Origin of the sequence: Thioclava litoralis (assembly GCF_045278885.1) — a bacterium.
GTDB lineage: Bacteria > Pseudomonadota > Alphaproteobacteria > Rhodobacterales > Rhodobacteraceae > Thioclava > Thioclava litoralis.
Window position 1 is genome coordinate 484,872 of the sequence record NZ_CP135444.1, and the last position, 20,080, is coordinate 504,951.

General features: G+C 60.6%; 13 protein-coding genes. 5 read left to right on the plus strand and 8 right to left on the minus strand.

Features of this window, described 5'->3' with window-relative positions; translation table 11 throughout:
* Nucleotide 1: 1 nt before the first annotated feature.
* The 5 genes from RPE78_RS15795 to cysD all read right to left on the minus strand — a co-directional run bounded on the left by RPE78_RS15795 (nucleotide 2) and on the right by cysD (nucleotide 6,784).
* Nucleotides 2-883, minus strand: coding sequence for an ABC transporter permease subunit (locus tag RPE78_RS15795; RefSeq protein WP_406721706.1), 882 nt, complete (start codon nucleotides 881-883; stop codon nucleotides 2-4).
* A gap of 14 nt (nucleotides 884-897) precedes the next feature.
* Nucleotides 898-1,905, minus strand: a complete 1,008-nt coding sequence (locus tag RPE78_RS15800) for an ABC transporter permease subunit (protein ID WP_330647067.1) — start codon at nucleotides 1,903-1,905, stop codon at nucleotides 898-900.
* A 64-nt stretch (nucleotides 1,906-1,969) separates the two neighbouring features.
* A complete protein-coding gene (locus tag RPE78_RS15805) occupies nucleotides 1,970-3,571 on the minus strand; it encodes an ABC transporter substrate-binding protein (protein WP_330647068.1) in 1,602 nt (533 codons plus the stop codon).
* A gap of 327 nt (nucleotides 3,572-3,898) precedes the next feature.
* Nucleotides 3,899-5,815 carry a sulfate adenylyltransferase subunit CysN gene (gene cysN, locus RPE78_RS15810; RefSeq protein WP_330647070.1) on the minus strand — a complete coding sequence of 639 codons (1,917 nt, stop codon included), beginning with the start codon at nucleotides 5,813-5,815 and terminating at the stop codon, nucleotides 3,899-3,901.
* Nucleotides 5,816-5,878: 63 nt separating this feature from the next.
* On the minus strand, nucleotides 5,879-6,784 hold the full coding sequence (cysD, locus tag RPE78_RS15815; RefSeq protein ID WP_330647071.1) for a sulfate adenylyltransferase subunit CysD: 906 nt from the start codon (nucleotides 6,782-6,784) through the stop codon (nucleotides 5,879-5,881).
* A gap of 104 nt (nucleotides 6,785-6,888) precedes the next feature.
* Between cysD and RPE78_RS15820 the strand changes: the two genes are divergently transcribed.
* Complete coding sequence (locus RPE78_RS15820) at nucleotides 6,889-7,926, plus strand: helix-turn-helix transcriptional regulator (RefSeq protein WP_406721693.1); 1,038 nt, start codon at nucleotides 6,889-6,891, stop codon at nucleotides 7,924-7,926.
* Nucleotides 7,927-7,929: 3 nt separating this feature from the next.
* Here the strand turns inward: RPE78_RS15820 and RPE78_RS15825 are convergent, their stop codons facing one another.
* Entirely contained in the window at nucleotides 7,930-8,907 is a 978-nt protein-coding gene (locus RPE78_RS15825) for a glycosyltransferase (protein ID WP_330647073.1), read from the minus strand.
* Between the two features lie 256 nt (nucleotides 8,908-9,163).
* Here RPE78_RS15825 and RPE78_RS15830 point away from each other — a divergent pair, with 256 nt between their 5' ends.
* From RPE78_RS15830 to RPE78_RS15845, 4 genes are all read left to right on the plus strand, one after another.
* A complete protein-coding gene (locus tag RPE78_RS15830; RefSeq protein WP_406721694.1) occupies nucleotides 9,164-11,851 on the plus strand; it encodes a DUF4214 domain-containing protein in 2,688 nt (895 codons plus the stop codon).
* Nucleotides 11,852-11,985: 134 nt separating this feature from the next.
* The gene (gene gmd / locus RPE78_RS15835; protein WP_330647075.1) at nucleotides 11,986-13,014 is read left to right on the plus strand and encodes a GDP-mannose 4,6-dehydratase; all 1,029 of its coding nucleotides are present in this window, start codon (nucleotides 11,986-11,988) and stop codon (nucleotides 13,012-13,014) included.
* A gap of 56 nt (nucleotides 13,015-13,070) precedes the next feature.
* A complete protein-coding gene (locus RPE78_RS15840; protein WP_330647076.1) occupies nucleotides 13,071-15,656 on the plus strand; it encodes a glycosyltransferase in 2,586 nt (861 codons plus the stop codon).
* The gene (locus RPE78_RS15845) at nucleotides 15,653-16,609 is read left to right on the plus strand and encodes a sulfotransferase family 2 domain-containing protein (RefSeq protein ID WP_330647077.1); all 957 of its coding nucleotides are present in this window, start codon (nucleotides 15,653-15,655) and stop codon (nucleotides 16,607-16,609) included. Before RPE78_RS15840 ends, RPE78_RS15845 begins: the two co-directional genes overlap by 4 nt.
* A 241-nt stretch (nucleotides 16,610-16,850) precedes the next feature.
* On the opposite strand, the gene RPE78_RS15850 is transcribed toward RPE78_RS15845, so the two are convergent.
* Nucleotides 16,851-18,593, minus strand: coding sequence for an NAD(P)/FAD-dependent oxidoreductase (locus RPE78_RS15850; RefSeq protein ID WP_330647280.1), 1,743 nt, complete (start codon nucleotides 18,591-18,593; stop codon nucleotides 16,851-16,853).
* A 158-nt stretch (nucleotides 18,594-18,751) separates the two neighbouring features.
* Nucleotides 18,752-19,825 (minus strand): 2,3-butanediol dehydrogenase, encoded by a 1,074-nt coding sequence (locus RPE78_RS15855; RefSeq protein WP_330647078.1) that lies wholly within the window; start codon nucleotides 19,823-19,825, stop codon nucleotides 18,752-18,754.
* Nucleotides 19,826-20,080 lie beyond the last annotated feature (255 nt).

The following is a 20,080-nucleotide window of genomic DNA, read 5'->3' on the forward strand; positions in this document are numbered from 1 at the left end:
ATCAGCTCCGTTTCAGTTTCGGGTCAAGGGCGTCACGCAGCCCGTCGCCCATCAGGTTGATCGCCAGAACCGAGATCAGGATCGCAAGGCCCGGAAAGGTCACAACCCACCATGCCCGCAGGATGAATTCACGCGCCTCGGCCAGCATGGTGCCCCATTCGGGCGAGGGCGGCTGTGCGCCCATCCCCAGAAAGCCCAAGGCGGCGGCATCCAAGACGGCCGACGAAAACGACAGCGTTGCCTGCACGATCAGCGGAGCCAGACAGTTCGGCAGGATGGTCTTCAGCATCAGCCGCAGAGGCCCTGCGCCCGCCATACGGGCGGCCACCACGTAGTCACGCGATTTCTCGCCCATGACGGCGGCGCGGGTCAGGCGCGCGAAATGCGGCTGATAGACGATGGCGATGGCGATCATCGCATTGGTCAGCCCCGGCCCCAAGATTGCCACCAGCACCAGAGCCAGAAGCAGCGAGGGGAAGGCGAGGATGATATCCATCACCCGCATGATCACGGTATCGACCCAGCCGCCAAAGAAACCGGCCAGAAGCCCAAGAATGATCCCGCCCGACAGCGCCACCAGCACCACCACCACACCGATAAACAGCGAATAGCGCGACCCATAGATCAGCCGTGACAGCATATCGCGGCCCACCGCATCGGTGCCCAGAAGGAACTCGGGGCGCCCGCCTTCCGCCCATGAAGGCGGCACCAGAAGCGCATCGCGATATTGTTGGGCGGCCTCATGCGGGGCCAGAAGCGGCGCGAAAACCGCCACCAGCACCATCAGCGCGAAGACGCAAAGCCCCACCACAGCGCCTTTGTTACGGCGGAAATCATGCCAGAAATCCGCGATCATCTTGCGACGGATCTGGCCGTCGGTCATCTGGAGAGTTGTGCTCATTTGTGACGGATCCTCGGATTGATGAGGCCATAGGTCAGATCGACGATCAGATTCACCACCATCACGACGCCCGCAATCAGCAGAAGACCCGATTGCACGACCGGATAATCACGGCGCGAGATGGAATCGATCATCCATTTACCGACTCCGGGCCAGCTGAAGATGGTCTCGGTCAGGATAGCGCCCGCCATCAACAGGCCGATCTGCAGCCCGATCGTGGTCACCACCGGCACCATCGCATTGCGCAGCGCATGGACCATGACGACGCGACGCCCCGTCAGGCCCTTGGCGCGGGCGGTCCGGACATAGTCCTCGCCCATCACCTCCAGCATGGCGGAACGGGTCTGCCGCGCGATCACCGCCAGCGGAATAGTGCCCAGCACCACCGAGGGCAGGATCAAGTGGGAGAGCGCCGAACGGAACGCGCCGTCCTGCCCCGACAGAAGGCTGTCGATCAGCATGAAGCCCGTGGGCGTGTCAAAGAAATACATCAGCGACATCCGCCCCGAGACCGGCGTCCAGCCCAAGGTCCCCGAGAAGAAGATGATGAGAAGAAGCCCCCACCAGAAGATCGGCATGGAAAAGCCGACAAGGGCGGTGGTCATCGAGATCTGGTCAAACCAGCTGCCACGCTTGACGGCCGCCAGCACCCCCACCGGCACGCCGATCAGCGTGGCGAGGAGGATCGCGCAAAGCGATAGTTCCACGGTTGCGGGGAAAAGCTGCAAGAATTCATCCAGCACCGGCTTTTTCGTCACGATCGAATTGCCGAAATCACCATGCAGAAGCCGCCAGAGGAAGTCGAGATATTGCGCCCAGACAGGGCGGTCAAAGCCCAGTTGCGCGGCCAGTTGGGCATGGCGTTCGGGGGTGATGCCCCTTTCGCCCGCAAGCAACGTCACCGGATCGCCCGGCAGCACGCGGACAAAGCCGAAGGCCACAATCGTGATGCCGATCAGCGTCGGCACCAGATAGAGAAGTTTGTTCAGGAAGAAGCGGATCATGTCATCGCCTTGCAATGAGGCACGCGGAAACTGCCCGCGCGCCCGATGTGACCTTACGCGAGGCTTATTTCAGATCGACGGTCTCGAAGGTGAAATCGCCCAGAGGGCTCATCACGAAGCCTTCGACATTTTTCCGCATCGGCACATATTGGGTGGAATGCGCGAGCGTGTCCCACGGCGCTTGATCCTTGAAGATCACCTGCGCCTGTTCATAGAGCTTGGTACGCTCGGCCTGATCGGTGGTGGCTTTGGCCTTGGTGATCAGGTCCGAGAAATCCTTGTTGCACCATTGCGCACGGTTCGAGCCCCCATCGCCCGTAGCCGCACAGCTCAAGAGCACGCCCATGAAGTTGTCGGGGTCGCCATTGTCACCCGTCCAGCCCATGATCACCGCACCCTTACGCGCCGGATCGGTGGAGCGTTTCAGATATTCGCCCCACTCATAGGAGACGATCGACGCCTTCACGCCGACTTTCTCAAGATCGGCCTGCATCAGCTCGGCAGTGCGCCGCGCATTGGGCATATAGGGGCGCTGGACGGGCATCGCCCAGATTTCCATATCCAGATCCTTCACCCCCGCATCTGCCAGCATCTGCTTGGCTTTCTCGGGGTCATAGGGATCGTCCTGAATGCTGTCATTATAGGACCACATGGTCGGCGGGATCGGGTTTTTGGCCACTTCGCCCGCGCCTTGGAAGACCGCATCGATGATCGCCTGCTTGTTGATCGCCATATTCAGGGCGCGGCGGACCTCGGGCTTGTCAAAAGGCGCCACGGTGGTGTTATAGGCCAGATAGGCCACGTTCAGGCCTGGCTGGCTGTCAAGCTTGAGATTGCTATCGGCTTTGATCGCCTCCAGATCGGCGGGCGAGGGATAGGGCATCAGCTGGCATTCATTGGCCTGCAGGCGCTGCAGACGGACCGAGGCTTCGGGAGTGATTGCAAAGACCAGATCATCGATCTTGGGCGCGGTGCCCCAGTAGTCGGGGTTCTTCTTGTAACGGATGACGGCATCCTGCTGATAGGCCACGAACTGGAACGGGCCGGTGCCCACGGGCACCTGATTGAACTGCGCCTGCTTGCCGTCTTTGGCCAGCGTATCGGCATATTCCTTCGACACGATCGACATGAAGGGCATGGCGAGATTGGCGAGGAAGGGCGCTTCGGGACGGGTCAGGGTGATCTTGACCGTCAGATCATCGACCTTCTCGATCGAGGAAATCAGATCGGCCATCTCCATCGCCGAGTAATATTCATAGGTGATGCCGGGCAGATAGTCATGCCACGGGTTTTCCGCATTGCCCTGACGGTCGAAGCTGAAGATCACGTCATCGGCATTCATGGTGCGGGTGGGCGTATAGCCCTGAACCGATTGCCACTTCACATCGGGGCGCAGGTGGAACGTGTAGGTCAGGCCGTCATCGGACACATCCCAAGAGGTCGCCAGACCCGGCTCGATTTCGGTCGTGCCCTTCTTGAACTCCACCAGACGGTTGAAGACCGGATGCGCGGAGGCATCGAAGGTCGTGCCAGCGGTATAGGGCGCGGGATCGAAGCCTTCGGGCGAGGCTTCCGAGCAATAGACAAAAGTTTTCGCGAATGCCGGTGCCGAAAGCCCGAGCATGAGTGCAGAAGCAGCCAAAAGGCTACGCGTCATCTTCGACATGATTTCCCCTCTCTGTCACATCGGAGGGCCTCGGTTGTGAAGGCCATCCGGTCTTCCGGAATTTTGACTATCCGGTAAAACATGAAAGAAGGTATCGGCAAAATTCGATATGACAAGCCATTCCAAGCGTTCATCGTCACGTAAAAGAGAACAAAAACTTATATTGCGGGATATTTCGGCGGAATGGTGAAAACTTGCTGATCGCTCGGGATATCTGAAATTTTCACACGGCTGTGACCAGAATATCGGGGCGGAAAAGGCGTTTTTGCATGCAAAACGCCCCGCCGATCAAGGCGGGGCGCAGAGAACCGGCATGAAAACCGTTTGTTACGGAATCAGGCGCGCGATGATCAGATCGGCGGCCTCTTCCGGCGTCATCTCGGTGGTGTCGATGCGCAGCTCGGCATTGTCGGGCGCCTCATAGGGGCTGTCGATACCGGTGAAGTTCTTCAACTGACCCGAACGGGCCTTCTTGTAGAGACCCTTCACATCGCGCTCTTCGGCCACTTCCAGCGGCGTATCCACGAAGACCTCGACAAACTCGCCCGGCTGCATCATGGAGCGCACCATGTCGCGCTCCGAACGGAAGGGCGAGATGAAGGCGGTGATCACGATGAGACCGGCATCGGTCATCAGCTTGGCGACCTCGCCCACGCGGCGGATATTCTCGATCCGGTCGGCCTCGGTGAAGCCCAGATCCTTGTTCAGCCCGTGACGCACGTTATCGCCATCCAGAAGGAAGGTATGGCGGTTCATCCGCGCCAGTTTCTTCTCGACGATATTGGCGATAGTCGATTTGCCCGAGCCCGACAGACCCGTCAGCCACAGCACGGCGGGCTTCTGGTTCTTCATCGCCGCATGGCTCTCGCGCGAGATATCGGTGGCCTGCCAATGGACATTGGTCGAGCGGCGCAGTGCGAAATGCAGCATACCGGCGGCGACCGTCTGGTTGGTCATCTTGTCGATGAGGATAAAGCCACCAAGGTCGTGGTTTTCCTCATAGGGCGCAAAGGGGATCTCGCGGTCGGTGGTGATATTGGCCACGCCGATCGCGTTCAGATCCAGCGTCTTGGTCGCCAGATGTTCCTGCGTGTTGACATTGACCTCGTATTTCGGCGCCTGAACGGTGGCCGAAACGGTCTGGGTGCCGATCTTCAGCCAGTAGGCGCGACCGGGGATCATCTCTTCCTCATCCATCCAGATGATGGTGGATTCGAACTGGTCGGCCACTTCCAGCGGGCTTTGCGCCGCCACGATGACCTGCCCGCGCGAACAGTCGATCTCGTCTTCCAGCGTCAGGGTAACCGCTTCACCGGCAATCGCCTCGTCGCGATCGCCCTCGAAGGTGACGATTTTCGCAACCTTGGAGGTCTTGCCCGAAGGCAGCACGCGGATTTCATCGCCCGGGCTGACACGACCCGAGGCAATCAACCCCGCGAAGCCGCGGAAGTCGAGGTTCGGACGGTTCACCCATTGCACCGGCATACGGAAGGGCGCATCGACAGGCTCATGCGACGAGGTGATCTCGACGGTTTCCAGATGCGGCAGCAGCGGCGTGCCGGTGAACCACGGCATATTGTCCGACGATGTGGTGATATTGTCGCCCTTGTAGCCCGAAATCGGCATCGGCACGAAATCTTCCAGCCCGATGGTTTTGCCGAATTCGGTGTAATCGGCGACGATCTTGTCGAAGGTTTCCTGACTATAGCCCACAAGGTCCATCTTGTTGACCGCCAGCACCACATTCTTGATGCCCAGCAGTTTCACCAGATAGGAGTGACGTTTGGTCTGGGTCAGCACGCCCTTGCGCGCGTCGATCAGGATTACGGCCAGATCGGCGGTCGAGGCGCCGGTGACCATATTGCGGGTATATTGCTCGTGGCCGGGGGTGTCGGCGACGATGAACTTGCGCTTTTCGGTGGCGAAGAAGCGGTAGGCCACATCGATGGTGATGCCCTGCTCGCGCTCGGCGGCAAGACCGTCAACCAGAAGCGCGAAGTCGATCTCTTGGCCCTGGGTGCCGACACGTTTGGAATCGGCTTCCAGCGTGGCAAGCTGGTCTTCGAAGATCATCTTGCTATCATAGAGCAGACGCCCGATCAGCGTCGATTTCCCGTCATCGACCGAGCCGCAGGTGATGAAGCGCAGCATGGTCTTATGCTGGTGGACCTGCAGATACTGGTCGATATCTTCCGCGATCAGCGCGTCGGTCTTATAGATCGGGTCATTGGTTTGGGTGGTCATGTGCGTGCACCTGAATTCTTATATCCGGAGAAAGGCGGGCCTTCCGGCCCGAGCCAAAAGCGATCAGAAGTAGCCTTCCTGCTTCTTCTTCTCCATCGAGGCGGCCTGATCATGGTCGATCGCACGGCCCTGACGTTCCGAGGTGGTGGTCAGCAGCGTTTCCTGAATGACCTCCGGCAGCGTGGTGGCCTGGCTTTCGACGGCCCCCGTCAGCGGGTAGCAGCCCAGCGTGCGGAAACGGACCGAGCGCATCACCGGCTCTTCGCCCTCTTTCAGGCGGAAGCGGTCGTCATCCACCATCAGGATCATGCCATCGCGTTCCACCGTCGGGCGCGGAGCTGCGAAATACAGCGGCACGATCTCGATGCCCTCGAGGTGGATATATTGCCAGATGTCCAGCTCGGTCCAGTTCGAGATCGGGAAGACCCGCATCGACTCGCCCTTGTTCTTGCGGGCGTTATACAGGCGCCACAGCTCGGGGCGCTGGTTCTTCGGGTCCCAGCGGTGCTGGGCGGTGCGGAAGGAGAACACACGCTCTTTCGCGCGGGATTTCTCCTCGTCGCGGCGCGCGCCACCGAAGGCCGCGTCAAAGCCGTATTTGTCCAGCGCCTGTTTCAGACCTTCGGTCTTCCACATATCGGTATGCAGCGAGCCGTGGTCGAAGGGGTTGATGCCTTTGGCTTTGGCTTCGGGATTCTGATAGACCAGAAGCTCCATCCCCGCATCTTTTGCCGCCTTGTCGCGCAGCTCGTACATCGCGCGGAATTTCCACGTGGTGTCCACATGCAGCAGCGGGAAGGGCGGCGGCGCGGGGTAGAAGGCCTTCTTCGCCAGATGCAGCATGACCGCCGAGTCCTTGCCGACGGAGTAAAGCATTACGGGGTTTTCCGCCTCGGCCACGACTTCACGCAGGATATGGATGCTCTCGGCTTCCAGCCGCTGAAGATGGGTAAGAGATGTCTTGGTCATGATGGTCTCTGGTCAAACTTCGTGTTGACACCAGAGGTAAGCCTGTCACTTTGGTCGCGAACCTCCCATATGGGGGGTATTTGGTTTTTTCTGGAAACGCTGCCGTGATCTATAGCGAAGAGACTGTTCTCAAATCACTCTTTGCCGCCGCCTCGGGGGTGACAGAGTTGCCCGTGGCCGAAACGGGCACGTCCCCCGCGCGTGATCTGTGGCCGGATTTCCTGCAATCTCTGGCGCAAATGAGCGGCGGCGACGGGGCGGGGCTTGTCCAGCTGCGCGGGACAGCGGTGGGGCAAAGCTGGGCATGGGGCCATGCCGTGCCGCAGTTCGAGCGCGACACCTATGAACGCCTGCGCAGCCAGCGGGTCTATAGCCAGACAGACCTGCCAGCCTATCAGGCAGGCGAGATGGCGCTGAGGGTTCTGCGCTGGCGGGTGGATGCCACCAGCCATGCCGTGATCTGGGTCGCCCGCCACGGAACCGATTTCCGTGCCCGCGACGGGGTCGGGCTGACACGTCTGGCCCCGTATCTCGGTCCGGCGCTGATCTCGTGGCAGGCGCTTCAGGCCGAACGGCTGCGCGCCCGGAAGGAACGGCAGATCGGGCAGGATCTGGGCGGTTTCTGGCTGCGGTTTTCGGGGGCGGGGCGGGTTCTGGCCCAGTCCGAGGGTCTGGCGCAAAGGCTGGAGGGCACCGCTTTGCACATCACCGAACAGGGCTGGCCGGAATTTGCCACCCCCGATCTGGCGCGGCAGTTCCGTGCGACCTTGGGTCAGATCGCCCCGATATCGGGCGAGGTGGTCAGGATGGCGGGGATGCTGGATCTGTCGCTTGCGCGGCCCTTGCAACTGGTGCTGCGGGCCGATCCGTCGGCCGTGTCGGTGCTGGGGCTGCTGCGGCAACCCCGCGCGGCCAGCGAGCTTGGCGAAAATCATGTGATGCAGTTCTACGGACTGGCCCGAAACGAGGCGCGGCTGGCGATCTGCCTGTGCGACGGGCTATCGCTCAACGCTGCGGGCGAGGCGCTTGGCTGGTCACGCGAGACGGCGCGCAGCTATTCCAAACAGCTTTACGCCCGCCTCGGGGTCAGCGGCCAGACGGGCGTCTTGCGGCTGATGCTGGGCGGGGCGATATGGTTCTAGCGGTCACAGCCGTCCGGTGCGGGCCATGACCTGCAACACACGGTCCCCCTGCAGGGTCTGGCGGTGTATATTCAGTTCGCGCAGCGCACGGGCATAGGCCCCGCCACCTGTTCTGCGCGCCGCGACAAAGCGGGTCAGCAGCGCGTCATTCTCGGGGGTCAGGGCCAGACGGTTGGCCCAGAGTGCGGCCAGGTTGGCATCAAGCCACTCTGCATAATGGCGCTTGGCCACCGTGCCCAGCCGCTTGAGCCGCCCCCGCACCGGCCCGTGATGCCCAAGCTGGTTCGACCCGTGCTGACGGTAATAGAGGGTCGGCTTGGGATCATTGAAGATCTCGGCCCCCGCGCCGGAGAGCATGATATAGATCCACCAGTCATGATAGGAGACCCGCGCCGCAATCGCCGCCTGCGCCGATTGTGCCAGAATGGCGGCGGCGGGCGGCGACAGCATCAGCGTATTACCGCCCAGAATATTCTGCACCAGCGCGTTACGGAAAGATGGCCCCCGCCGGTGCAGATGCGACAGGCCCAGCTTGTTCAGGCGGGTATCGGTCAGAATGGTGCGGCTGGCATAGACCAGCGGATCATGACCAAGATCGCCTGTGCGTTTCATCCAGCGCAAGGCACGGGCCAGCTTGACCTTGGACCAGACGTCATCCTGATCGGACAGGGCCAGAACCGCCTCCGGAGCCTCTTTGGCCGCCCGTGCCGCCAGTGTCAGAAAGGCGGGGGCGACGCCGGCTTTGGGGCCATCAAAGAGGCGCACCTGTTTGGGATGACGCTGGCGGAAGGCTTCCAGAATCTCGCGTGTAGCATCGGTCGAGCCGTCGTCGCTGGCATCAAGCGACCAGTTCCGGTGGGTCTGGCGCTCGAAGCTTGCAAGCTGCTCGGGCAGATAGGCGGCCCCGTTACGACACGCCATGATGATCCGCACATGCGGCGTCTGGGCAAAGGTCAGAAGAGAAGTCAGCGGTCCGGTCATGGGGCCATCTTTGCGCCTTGGCACGGCGCTTGTCCAGCGCACATCCGGGGCCGGACCCAAAGCCAGAGCGCGGGCCACTGGCAGCCGCAAGCCCCGTCCCGACATACCGCATTTAACGAAAATCCAAGCGAAAAGCCTTGTTTCGTTCTCATTTTGATCCGGCTTCGGGCAGGCTTTGTTTGCATGTTTGGCAATGTGGGGAACAAACGGGGTCGGGCGCTTGGTCATGGCCTCGTGCTGGGTCGGGATAAAGGTGATGGGGTATCTGACGCATCTGGGCATGGTGACTTCTGGCACCAGCCGTTACATGACGCAAATCGACGATCTGATGCTGTCGCTGGATGGCAGCCTGTTATATCAGGCCTCCGGCGAAGGAGGGGGCATCGTTGTGCGCGATGCCGAAACGGGGGCCAAACTGCTGGATCTGGCCGCCTATCCCAGCGGGTCCGGCCTGTCCGGATCTGTCGAAATCGCGCTTTGCGACCTGAACGGAAAGGCCGCGTTGCTGGTCTCGGGGCCTTACAGCAGCGGCGTCACAGGCTATTGGGTGGCCAATAATGGCACGCTCAATCAGGCGTTCACGCTTGATTATGGGAGCCTTGACGCCCTCGACCAACTGGAAGTCGTCACACAGGGCGGCCAGAACTTTCTGGTGGGCGCAGGGCGCGCGCAGGGCGGGTTCTCGGTGTGGTCTGTCGGCGCGGATAACGGGCTCACCCTGACGGCACGGGCCGATATCGCAGCGGGCAACCTGACGGCGCTGGAAACCGTCACAATCGACGGGGCAAGCTATATTCTGGCGCTCTCGGGCCAGCCCCCCTCACTGAACTGCTATGGCCTGTCCGAAACGGGCAAGGTGACCGCCAAGGGCGATCTTGACCTGAATGACGGGCTGGCCGTCTCTGATCCGGTGGCTCTGGCACAGGTTACACTGGGCGATCAGGTCTTTGTGCTGGTCGGCGCGCAGGGATCGGGCTCTGTCTCCGTCGCGGCTCTGGGGGCGGATGGACGGCTGACCATCACCGATCAGGTCAATGACGATCTCACGACGCGCTTCGGGCAACTCACCGTTCTGGAGGCGATCAATCACAACGGGCGCGCCTATGTGGTGGCCGGTGGCGGTGATGACGGCATAAGTCTGATGACCCTGCTGCCGGACGGGCGTCTGGTCCATCTTGAAACGCTGGCCGATACCACAGGCATGGCGCTGGAGGCCCCTTCGGCCTTGGAACTGGCCGTGGTGGACGGCGAATTGCGACTGTATGCGGCAGGGCGTGGCGAGGCCGAAAGCGGTGTCGCGGCGCTCTCGCTCTATCGGGTCGAGGTCGATCCCGGTCTGACCTTGCTGGCCGAGGATGCAGGATCTGCCCTGACGGGCGGCGGCGCGGATGATGTGCTGATGGGCGGCGACGGCAAGGACACGCTCAAAGGCGGGGCGGGCAATGACATTCTGACCGATGGCGCGGGGACCGACCGGCTGTGGGGCGGCGCGGGGGCGGATATATTCGTCTTCACCAAAGACGGCGCGACCGACCGGATCGAGGATTTCGAGGTGGGGGTCGACCGGATCGACCTGTCCCAGATCGGGCGGTTCTATACTGTCGATGCGCTGACGATAAAATCCATCACGGGCGGGGCACAGATCACCATCGGGGGCGAAACGCTTACGGTGATGTCGTCGGATGGCAGAAGCCTGAGCGCCGCCGATTTCGACATTTCCGATTTGCGCGATATCTGGCATGTCGATGTCAGCAGTCTCACGGTCGGGCCGCAGCATCTGGTCGGCACGGCCCAGGATGACTGGATCGAGGGGGATAGCGGTGCGGATACGCTGACCGGCGGGCGCGGGGCCGACACCTTGCTGGGAGGAGAGGGCAATGACCTTCTGTTGGGCGAGATCGAAGAGGGCAAATTCGATACGGCCTCCGCGCAGGTTGTCCGGCTGTTCCAGGCCACTCTGGACCGCGCCCCCAATGCCGAAGGCCATCTGGATTGGACCGCGCAAATCCTGTCCGGAGAGAAAACGCTGACCGAAGTGGCGCAGGGCTTTGTCGATTCTGCCGAGTTTCAGAACACTTACGGCGAGCTGAATGACACGCAATTCGTCACCCAGCTGTATCAGAACGTGCTGGGGCGCGCCCCCGATGCCGCCGGTCTGAAAAGCTGGACGACCTATCTGGCGCAGGACGGCACGACCCGCGCCGATGTGGTGGTGGGCTTTTCCGAAAGCACCGAATTCAGCCGCGCCATGCAATCCGAGGTTCTGGACATGTCGCGCGCGGGTTATCAATCGGACTGGGTGGATGATGTGTTCCGCCTCTATCAAGCGACGCTGGGACGGGCGCCCGACCTCGGGGGGATCACCGCATGGACCACCGCCCTGTCGCAGGGCACGCCCTTTGAGGATGTCGTCTCCGGCTTCGTCAATTCGACCGAATTCCAGCAAAGCTACGGCCAACTGGACAACGAAGCCTTCGTCACGCTGCTTTACGAGAACGTTCTGGGGCGGGCACCCGGTTCGGCGGGGCTGGCCGACTGGTGCGCACGGATGGAAGATCAGGGCTGGAGCCGCGCCGATGTGGTGGAAGGGTTCTCGCAAAGCGGCGAATTTACGCGACAGATGGCCGACCCGCTGAAAAACTGGATGGTCGATCAGGGCGAGTGGAACCAGCTTGAGGGCGGAGCGGGAGACAATATCCTGTTTGGCGGGATGATGGCGGACCGCTTCGTGTTTTCCGCCGACACACCGGGCACACATCTGGTGGTGGATTATCAGCCGTGGGATTGCCTGTCTTTTGAAGGCTTTGGCTATCAGAGCATCGAGGATATCCGCGCCCAGTTCTCGCAAGAGGGGGATGATGCGATTTTCATCGATCAGGATGTCGAGGTGGTCTTGCGCAACACATTGATCAGCGAAATCGATTATGACAGCTGCCAGTTCTGATCGCCCCTGGGCCAGAAAAGACAACCTGAAAGAGAAAAACCGTTCCCAAGTAAGCTTTTGTTAACTATCCTTACCCTAGCGTTCAGTATGTTGCACTTTCGGGTTGATCCTTGAGATTTCTCAATGAGGGACAAATGACCAAGACTGCATTTATCACCGGCGTGACCGGACAGGACGGAGCCTATCTTGCCCGCCTCCTTCTGCAAAAAGGCTATGAAGTTCATGGGGGTGTGCGGCGGATTTCACAGCCGGACATGGCACGGCTTGATGCGCTGGGAATTACAGATCAGGTCCATTTCCATGATTTCGACCTGAGTGATTCCAACAATATCTTCCGCACCATCCGCGATGTGCCGATGGATGAATTCTACAACCTTGCCGCGCAAAGTTTTGTCGGGGCCTCGTGGGATCTTCCCGTTTACACCGCCGAGATCGACGGCATGGCCGTGGTGCGCATTCTCGATGCCTTGCGCAGCCTGCGCCCCGAATGCCGTTTCTATCAGGCCTCGACCTCGGAAATGTTCGGTGAGGTCCGGGCCGTTCCGCAACTGGAAAGCACACCCTTCTATCCCCGCTCACCTTATGGCGTGTCGAAGGTCTTCGCCCATTACATGACGGTCAATTACCGCGAGAGTTTCGGCATGCATGCCTCCTCGGGGATCTTGTTCAATCACGAAAGCCCGCTGCGTGGCAAGGAATTCGTCACCCGTAAAATCTCGATGGGTCTGGCGGCTTTGGCGCATGGGGCCAATGCGCCGGTGGAACTTGGCAATATGGCAGCCAAGCGCGATTGGGGATTTGCGGGGGATTATGTCGAAGGCATGTGGCGAATGCTGCAGCGCGAAAATGCTGGCGATTTCGTTCTGGCCACCGGCACAAGCACCACCATCCGCGATTTCTTCACCTATGTCGGGGAAGCGCTGGATATGGAGGTGATCTGGGAAGGAGAGGGGCCACAGGAAGCCGCTTACGACCGTCTCAGCGGGCGCCGCCTCATGCAGGTCAATCCCAAATTCTACCGCCCCGCCGAAGTGGATCTGTTGCTCGGGGATCCCTCGAAAGCCTGTAACGAACTGGGCTGGAAGGCCAAAACAGATGTGCGCAGCCTCGCCATGATGATGGCGAAAGCCGATTACGATGCGCAGGCAAGGCAGCTTCGCTAGGGCAGGCGCGCTCGGCGGCAGGCCTCTAGGAAAGCGTCGTCAAAGGGAGGGAACCCATGCGGAATGCGGTGCGTGGCCTGCGCAAGGCAGGCGGTGTCTGGTCTTACGGGCGCAAGGCATTGTCTTACGGCAAAACGCTGAAGCTGCGCCGCGAAATACGTCGCAAACAGGCCCCTTATCGTGGCCATGTCGAGGGCGTCTTCGATCAGGACGGCACGCTGCGCGGGTGGATTTATGACACTCGCCAGCCGCAGCAGTCGGACCTGCGCGTCGGCCTTTATGCGGGAGATCTGCTGCTGGATGTGGTGGCGGTCGAGCATCCGCGCGATGATGTCAAAGCACATTACGGCTGCACGGTTCAGTGCGGGTTTGCCTTTGCGCTCTCTGCCTCGTTGATGGACCAGATCAGACAGGCCGGCGGCGAGGTGGTGATCCGGACACATGGCACGACCGAGCGCGAGATCGGTCGGCTGCACCTTACCCCCCAACCTGAAACCGCCCCCGCCACCCCCGAGATGACGACACTGATCCGCCGCTTCCTGACCGAGGATCTGGCCGGTCTCACAGGGGTTCTGGATGGGGAGACGCCCCCCCAGACAGCGACCCCGTCGCCCGCCCCTATGCTGCTTCCGCATCAGGCGCTTTTTGCGACAGATCCCGTTATTCCCCCTGACCAATGTGCCCCGAGCGGCCTGCCCGGCTATCTGGAATTCACCCGCCATCGCAATCGCGTCGATCAGGAATTCCCCGTCACGCCGGAGAACACAGAGCGTGACCGCTTTCTGTATTTCTACCTCACCACCTATAATGCGACCCGAAAACAGCGCATTCCCCTGAGCGCGGAGGATATCGCCTATCTCAACGAGCCGCTTGTCATGGGAGGCGTGCGCCATAGCCTGACCCGCGCCATGTGGTGGCGGTTGTGCGGGCGGCGGGATCTGCTGGCCGATCTGGACCTGAACGACCGCGCCTCTTATGTGCGGATGGTCTTCTGGTGGCTCTGGCAGGATGCGGCCCATCTGAAACTGGAAGATTGCCTTGTGCCGCAGAAGATGGCCGATCTGATGCGCCATATCCAGCCCTCGCGCCTCTGCGATGACTGGCCCCTGACCACCTTCAGCGAACGGTTTTTCAATGCGACGGTCACGCTGCATTTTCTGGCCCCCGGACGCTGTGCCGAAAGCCGCAAGCAGCTATATCTGATCCTGATGGTGATGGCCCTCAAACGGCCGGATATTCTGCGCTACATCCCGCGCGAGCTGGTCATGCGGCTGCTGACCCCCGTTGACGGGCAGGGCCGTTCCGAACTGGAACTGTTTCTGGCGCAGCTTCTGGAGCGCGACAGTTGCACCTTCCCGCTTGCCAGCTTTGCCCATAGCGTGCGCCTCAAGGGGTTCGACCTCGACAGCCTGTCCTTCCTGACCTGTTGCGACGCGGGCCACCGGCTGGAAGCCGCAGCCCTGCCCGTGCCGCAAGGGGCGCTGGCCGATATCCAGCTGATCGGCCCCCTGGCCAAGGCTTCGGGCTTGGGGCAGGCCGCGCGCCTGTCGGCAGACATTCTCTCGCGCACCGGAAAACACCTGCGCTGTGTCGATTTCGACATGGACAACCCCGCTCCCGAGGGGTTCAGCTCGGAGGCGCGCGTGGATGCCTATGGTCCGGCCAGAGTCAATCTGATCCATCTCAATGCCGAATCCGTGCCGCTGGCCTTTGCCTATCAGCCTGATGTCTTCTCTGGCGCCTATAATATCGGCTATTTCTACTGGGAGCTCGACCGCCCCGCCGCCTGCCACTATCTGGCCCTGGAGATGCTGGATGAAATCTGGCTTTCGTCCGATTACGGCGTGCGGATTTACCGCCCCGAATTCGACGGCCCCGTCTGCAATGTCGGCATGTGTTTCGAACCGAATGACGATATCGACCGGCAGGAGGCACGGAAATTCGTCGAAAAACGCTTCCGTCTGTCGGCGCGGCATTTCATCTGCCTGGTGGCCTTCGACAGTTTTTCGTTCGTGCAGCGCAAGAACCCGCTCAACGCGCTGCGCAGCTTCCAGAAGGCCTTCGCGGGGGTGCCCGATGCGCGTTTGATCGTCAAAACCCAGAACCGGCAGTCGGTTTTCGATCCGGTGCAGATCCGGATCTGGGACGAGATGGAAGCCATGATGGCCCGCGATCCGCGCATCCTGCTGATGAACGAGACGCTGACCTACAGGGATCTGCTGCATCTCAAGAAGGGCTCGGATTGCTACCTTTCGCTGCATCGCTCCGAAGGATGGGGCTTCGGGATGATCGAGGCGATGAGCCTTGGTGTGCCGGTGGTCTGTTCGGCCTATTCCGGCAATCTGGAATTTTGCGATGCGCAAACGGCATGGCTTGTGCCCTGCACCGAGATCGGTCTGGAAAAGGGCGATTACATCTTTACGCCGAAGGGGGCGGTCTGGGCCGAACCCGATGTGGAGGCGGCGGCCCGACAGTTGCGCCGCGTCTATGACGATCCGGTGGCACGGGCAGCCAAAACGGCCCATGCGCTGGATCATATCCGCCGGAATTTCTCGGCAGAAGCCATCGCTACACGCTACAATGCGCGGCTTGAGGAGATACTGGCAGAGCTTGATCACGCCCCGAAAGAGGCTGCGGAATGACCCTGACCACCCAAAAGACAGCCCCCTCCGTGCCGCCCGAACTTCTGCGTGCTGCGTTCCAGCTTTTTCTGCAGCGCGACCCGAACCCGCAAGCCCGGAACCAGTTTGCGGATTTCGGCGCCCTGATCGGTGCGCTCTTCGGTTCGAAAGAATTTCTGGCCTCGGCACAAGCGCAAAAGACCAATCTGCCTTGGCCGGAGCGGCAATATTTCATCGCGCGCGATCTTGGCATCCTTTACTGCCCCATCGGCAAGAATGCCTGTAGTTTCTTCAAGCGGGCGATGGTCACACTGGCGCAGCATCCCGCGCGGGCGGTGCTGGACCGGTCGATCCACCAACTGACCGATCATATCTGCACGGGCCTGCAGCTTTCGGATTATAGCGAGACAGAGATTGACGCGATCTGGCGCGACCCCGATCTTTACAGTTTCGCGATCCTGCGCGATCCGCTGCGCCGCCTGTTATCGGCCTATATCGAGAAATTCGTGGTGAACCGCCTTGATGCGGCCAATCTACGCTATCATACCGGACCGGTCATCGAGGCTGTCCAGAAAGCACAGGGGCTGGAGACCCCCGATTACCATCGCGGCATCCGGTTTCGGGATTTCGTCAACCATATCCTGTCCCAACCGCCCGAGCAGCTGGACCCGCATTGGCGGCCTCAGCATCTGTATCTGGGCGCACATCGCTGGAGCGCGCTTTACGACTTCGACCATCTCGACCGCGCCGTGCAAGATCTGGAGCAGATGTCGGGGATCGAGCTCAAACGCCCGCCGGTGAACCGCTCCGGCAGCGGCGTCGGGCAGGCGCATTTCGGGGCAGACCAGCTTTTGCCCGAAGTGCTGGATAAACTGCCGATGATCGAGGCGGAATCGTTCTTTCCAGACGAGATCCGCGCAAAGATCCGCCAGTATTATGCCCAAGATGTGGCCTTGATGGCGCAGACACGGTAACGCCGCGCGGCACGCACGGGATCGGGCGGGATCGGGCGGAACACCCCGTTGAAACAGCTCCAGAGAGCACGCGCTTTCGGACTGTCGGGGAGTGCGATGCAAGGATCGCGGCATTTTATGCACTTAGCATAAGGATCGGGGCGGCGGCTGATTGCGCAATCCCGGGATGCGCCGGCCTGTCATCCGCTGCGCTCCGGCCCCGCATGTGCCATGCGGGGCCAGAGCTTTGTCGCGGTGCCGGTCAGCTAAGATGATGCGGCGGCTCAAGCCCGTAAACCGGTGTCTCGATCCCCGCGTGACGTGCCTTGAGCTGCAGGGCCAGATAGCGCGAATAATGGCGCGACTGGTGCAGATTGCCGCCGTGGAACCATAGCCCTTCCTGCATCGTGGGCTTCCACATATTGCGCTGTTCGCCTTCCCACGGGCCGGGATCTTTGGTGGTATCGGACCCCAAGCCCCAGCATTTGCCAACCTTGTCCGCCACTTCTTGCGAAATCAGGTCCGCCGCCCAGCCATTCATCGAGCCATAGCCCGTGGCATAGATCACCAGATCGGCGGGCAGCTCGGTGCCATCTTCCAGCACCACCGCATCTTCGGTCAGGTGGCTGACACCCTTGCCCGATTGCAGCTTGATCGAGCCGTCAATCACCAGATCGCAGGCCCCCACATCGATATAATAGCCCGACCCCCGACGCAGATATTTCATGAACAGACCGGATTCATCATCCCCGAAATCCAGCATGAACCCCGCCTTTTCAAGGTCGCGATAGAAATCGGCATCGCGTTTCTTGATCTCGGCATATTGCGGCACATGCCATTCATGCATGATCTTGTAGGGCAGCGATGCAAAGATCATATCCGCCTTATCGGTGGTGATGCCATTGGCCACCGCCTCTTCGGAATAGAGCGCGCCCAGACAGACCTCGCGCAAGCTGTCGGATTTGACGATATGGGTCGAGGACCGCTGCACCATCGTCACATCCGCGCCGTTTTCCCAAAGGGCGGCACAGATATCATGGGCCGAGTTATTCGCCCCGATCACCACCACCTTCTTGCCACGATAGGCATCAGGCCCGGGGTGCTGGCTGGAATGCTGCTGTTCCCCCTTGAAGACATCCTGCCCCTTGAAGCTCGGAATATTGGGCTTGCCCGACATGCCCGTGGCCATCACAAGCTGCTTGGGATGCAGCGTGATCTCTTCCCCCGCGCGGTCCAGCACCACCGTCCATTCACCTTTGGCCGCGTCATAGGTCGCGGATTTGGCACGGGTGGAGGACCAGTAATTCAGCTCCATCACACGGGTATACATCTCGAGCCAGTCCCCGATCTTGTCCTTGGGGGCAAAAACCGGCCAGTTGTCGGGGAAGGGAATATAGGGCAGGTGGTCATACCAGACCGGATCATGCAGGCAGAGCGATTTATACCGCTTGCGCCACTGGTCGCCCGGACGCTCATGCGCATCGACCACGATGGTCGGCACGTCCAGCTGGCGCAGCCGCGCCCCCAAAGCAATGCCGCCCTGACCGCCACCGATGATCAGCACATAGGGCTGGGTCTCCACACCAAGGGTCGATGCCTCGTGCTCGCGCTTTTCCTTCCACGTCAGGCGGTTCGGGTCATGGCCATGCTCTGCCCCCATAGGTCTGCGCAGCTTGCGGGGCTCTTCATGACCTTTCAGTTCGTGCAGCGTGGTCAGAAGGGTCCAGATTTTCCCCTCTTTCATACGGATATAGCCCACGCCGCGCCCCAGAGAGGTCTCCAGCTGCAACCACCCCTCGGTCACGCCATCGGCCTCGCTCACCGCTTCGGCGGGATCAAGATGGATGGAATGCGTGCGGATTACCGGCAGCTGGACTGCGGCCATATCGGCAATGGCCGGACGGCCTTCCAGCGTTTTCAGGTTCCATGTAAAGGCGGCAAGATCGCGCCAGTATCCCGTTTCCAGAAACAGGTTGGCCACAGCCTGCGCATCACAGGCGATCATTGCGCGTTCAAGATCATTCACGAGCGCCTGCAAAGCGCCGTGTTGGGTCGTATCGAGCATGGGTTCTCCTCCCTTGGCTCCGGTGAAGCCGCGGCGGATCCTGCGGGCGGAGCCTCCTCAAACCCCGTGCCCCCGCAAAAAACCGCCGCCGCAGTGAATTAGGCCTCCAGATCGATCAGGATCTTGAGGTGGTTGCCAGCCGGATCAAGCAGCGCGTCAAAGCCTTCCTTGACGGCATCATCGAGCTTGATTTTCTTGGTGACGACTTTTTTCGAAGGAATAGCGCCAGAGGCAATCAGGTCCATCACCCGCGGCCAGCTATGCGCCGGATAGCACCAAGACCCCTTTAGGGTCACATCTTTGAACGTTACATCAAAGAAGTTCAATTTGCCCACGCCCGGATGCACACCTGTGGCGACAATCGTCCCCTGCTTCCGGACCGCATCGAGACAGGATTGAAGGGCATGTTCATTGCCAACGCATTCGATGGCAATGTCACATCCCAAATTGTCTTGTGTATGCGCCTGCACAACCTCGGTCAGATTGTCTTTCGCCGGATTAACCGTGATCACCTCCGGCAGAACCTCTTTCGCGAGCTTCAATCGCGTCTCGTTCATGTCAGAAACAAAGAGTTTTGTCGCGCCGAAGGCCTTGGCGGTCAGCAGAGCCAAGATACCGATCGGCCCTGCGCCGGTGATCAGCACGCTATCGCCGGCCCGAACTCCCGCGCGGTCGCAGGCATAAACGGTGACAGCCGTCGGTTCGACCAGAGCGGCTTCCTCGTCGCTGAGTGCATCCGGAATTTTGTAGACGTTATAATCGTTCAGAATGGAGGCTTCAGCCATCCCCCCCCATTGCCAGCTAAGCCCGACAAGACCCAGCACAGGCGACAGGTTCAGCCAGCCGCGTTCACCGAAATATTCTCCTGTGCGGGGGCCAATGAGCGGCTGAATTGCAACCCGATCCCCGACTTTGACATTTGTCACTCCCTCGCCAACGGCTGTGACGGTTCCGCCGAATTCATGACCGAGAATCTGCGGCCCATGCGCCCCCGTATAAGGATGAGGTTCTTTGGGAATGAAAATCGGCCCATGCGCGTATTCGTGCAAATCGGTCCCGCAAATCCCAACGAAGCGATTCTTCACCGCCACTTGGCCCGGACCGGGTTTGGCAACATCTTCGATATCTTCGACACGCAGATCTTTTGCCGCGTGGAAACGTAGCGCTTTCATTGACGCTTCTCCTTCTCACTTACGGCTCTCATGATGCGCGCTTGTCTGCGACAAAATAGCCCGACTTATCTTGAGTAAGGTTTTCAATGGCTTGCTAATTTGACCTGTTGCACTCCCTGCCGCACCTGTTGCATCCGGTTGCAACAGCTATGCTGCGATGCCGCATGAATGCTGCACCATGCAGACGACCCCGTTTCCAGCCAAGCCATTGTCGATTAGGCTTTCTTGGCCGCGAGGGCCTTGGAAGGGGACGGC

Bases quoted from the DNA above. Each gene is read 5' to 3' on its own strand.
- RPE78_RS15795 (WP_406721706.1), bottom strand. From the start codon at position 883: ATGACCGACGGCCAGATCCGTCGCAAGATGATCGCGGATTTCTGGCAT.
- RPE78_RS15800 (WP_330647067.1), bottom strand. From the start codon at position 1,905: ATGATCCGCTTCTTCCTGAACAAACTTCTCTATCTGGTGCCGACGCTG.
- RPE78_RS15805 (WP_330647068.1), bottom strand. From the start codon at position 3,571: ATGTCGAAGATGACGCGTAGCCTTTTGGCTGCTTCTGCACTCATGCTC.
- cysN (WP_330647070.1), bottom strand. From the start codon at position 5,815: ATGACCACCCAAACCAATGACCCGATCTATAAGACCGACGCGCTGATC.
- cysD (WP_330647071.1), bottom strand. From the start codon at position 6,784: ATGACCAAGACATCTCTTACCCATCTTCAGCGGCTGGAAGCCGAGAGC.
- RPE78_RS15825 (WP_330647073.1), bottom strand. From the start codon at position 8,907: ATGACCGGACCGCTGACTTCTCTTCTGACCTTTGCCCAGACGCCGCAT.
- RPE78_RS15830 (WP_406721694.1), top strand. From the start codon at position 9,164: ATGGGGTATCTGACGCATCTGGGCATGGTGACTTCTGGCACCAGCCGT.
- gmd (WP_330647075.1), top strand. From the start codon at position 11,986: ATGACCAAGACTGCATTTATCACCGGCGTGACCGGACAGGACGGAGCC.
- RPE78_RS15840 (WP_330647076.1), top strand. From the start codon at position 13,071: ATGCGGAATGCGGTGCGTGGCCTGCGCAAGGCAGGCGGTGTCTGGTCT.
- RPE78_RS15845 (WP_330647077.1), top strand. From the start codon at position 15,653: ATGACCCTGACCACCCAAAAGACAGCCCCCTCCGTGCCGCCCGAACTT.
- RPE78_RS15850 (WP_330647280.1), bottom strand. From the start codon at position 18,593: ATGATCGCCTGTGATGCGCAGGCTGTGGCCAACCTGTTTCTGGAAACG.
- RPE78_RS15855 (WP_330647078.1), bottom strand. From the start codon at position 19,825: ATGAAAGCGCTACGTTTCCACGCGGCAAAAGATCTGCGTGTCGAAGAT.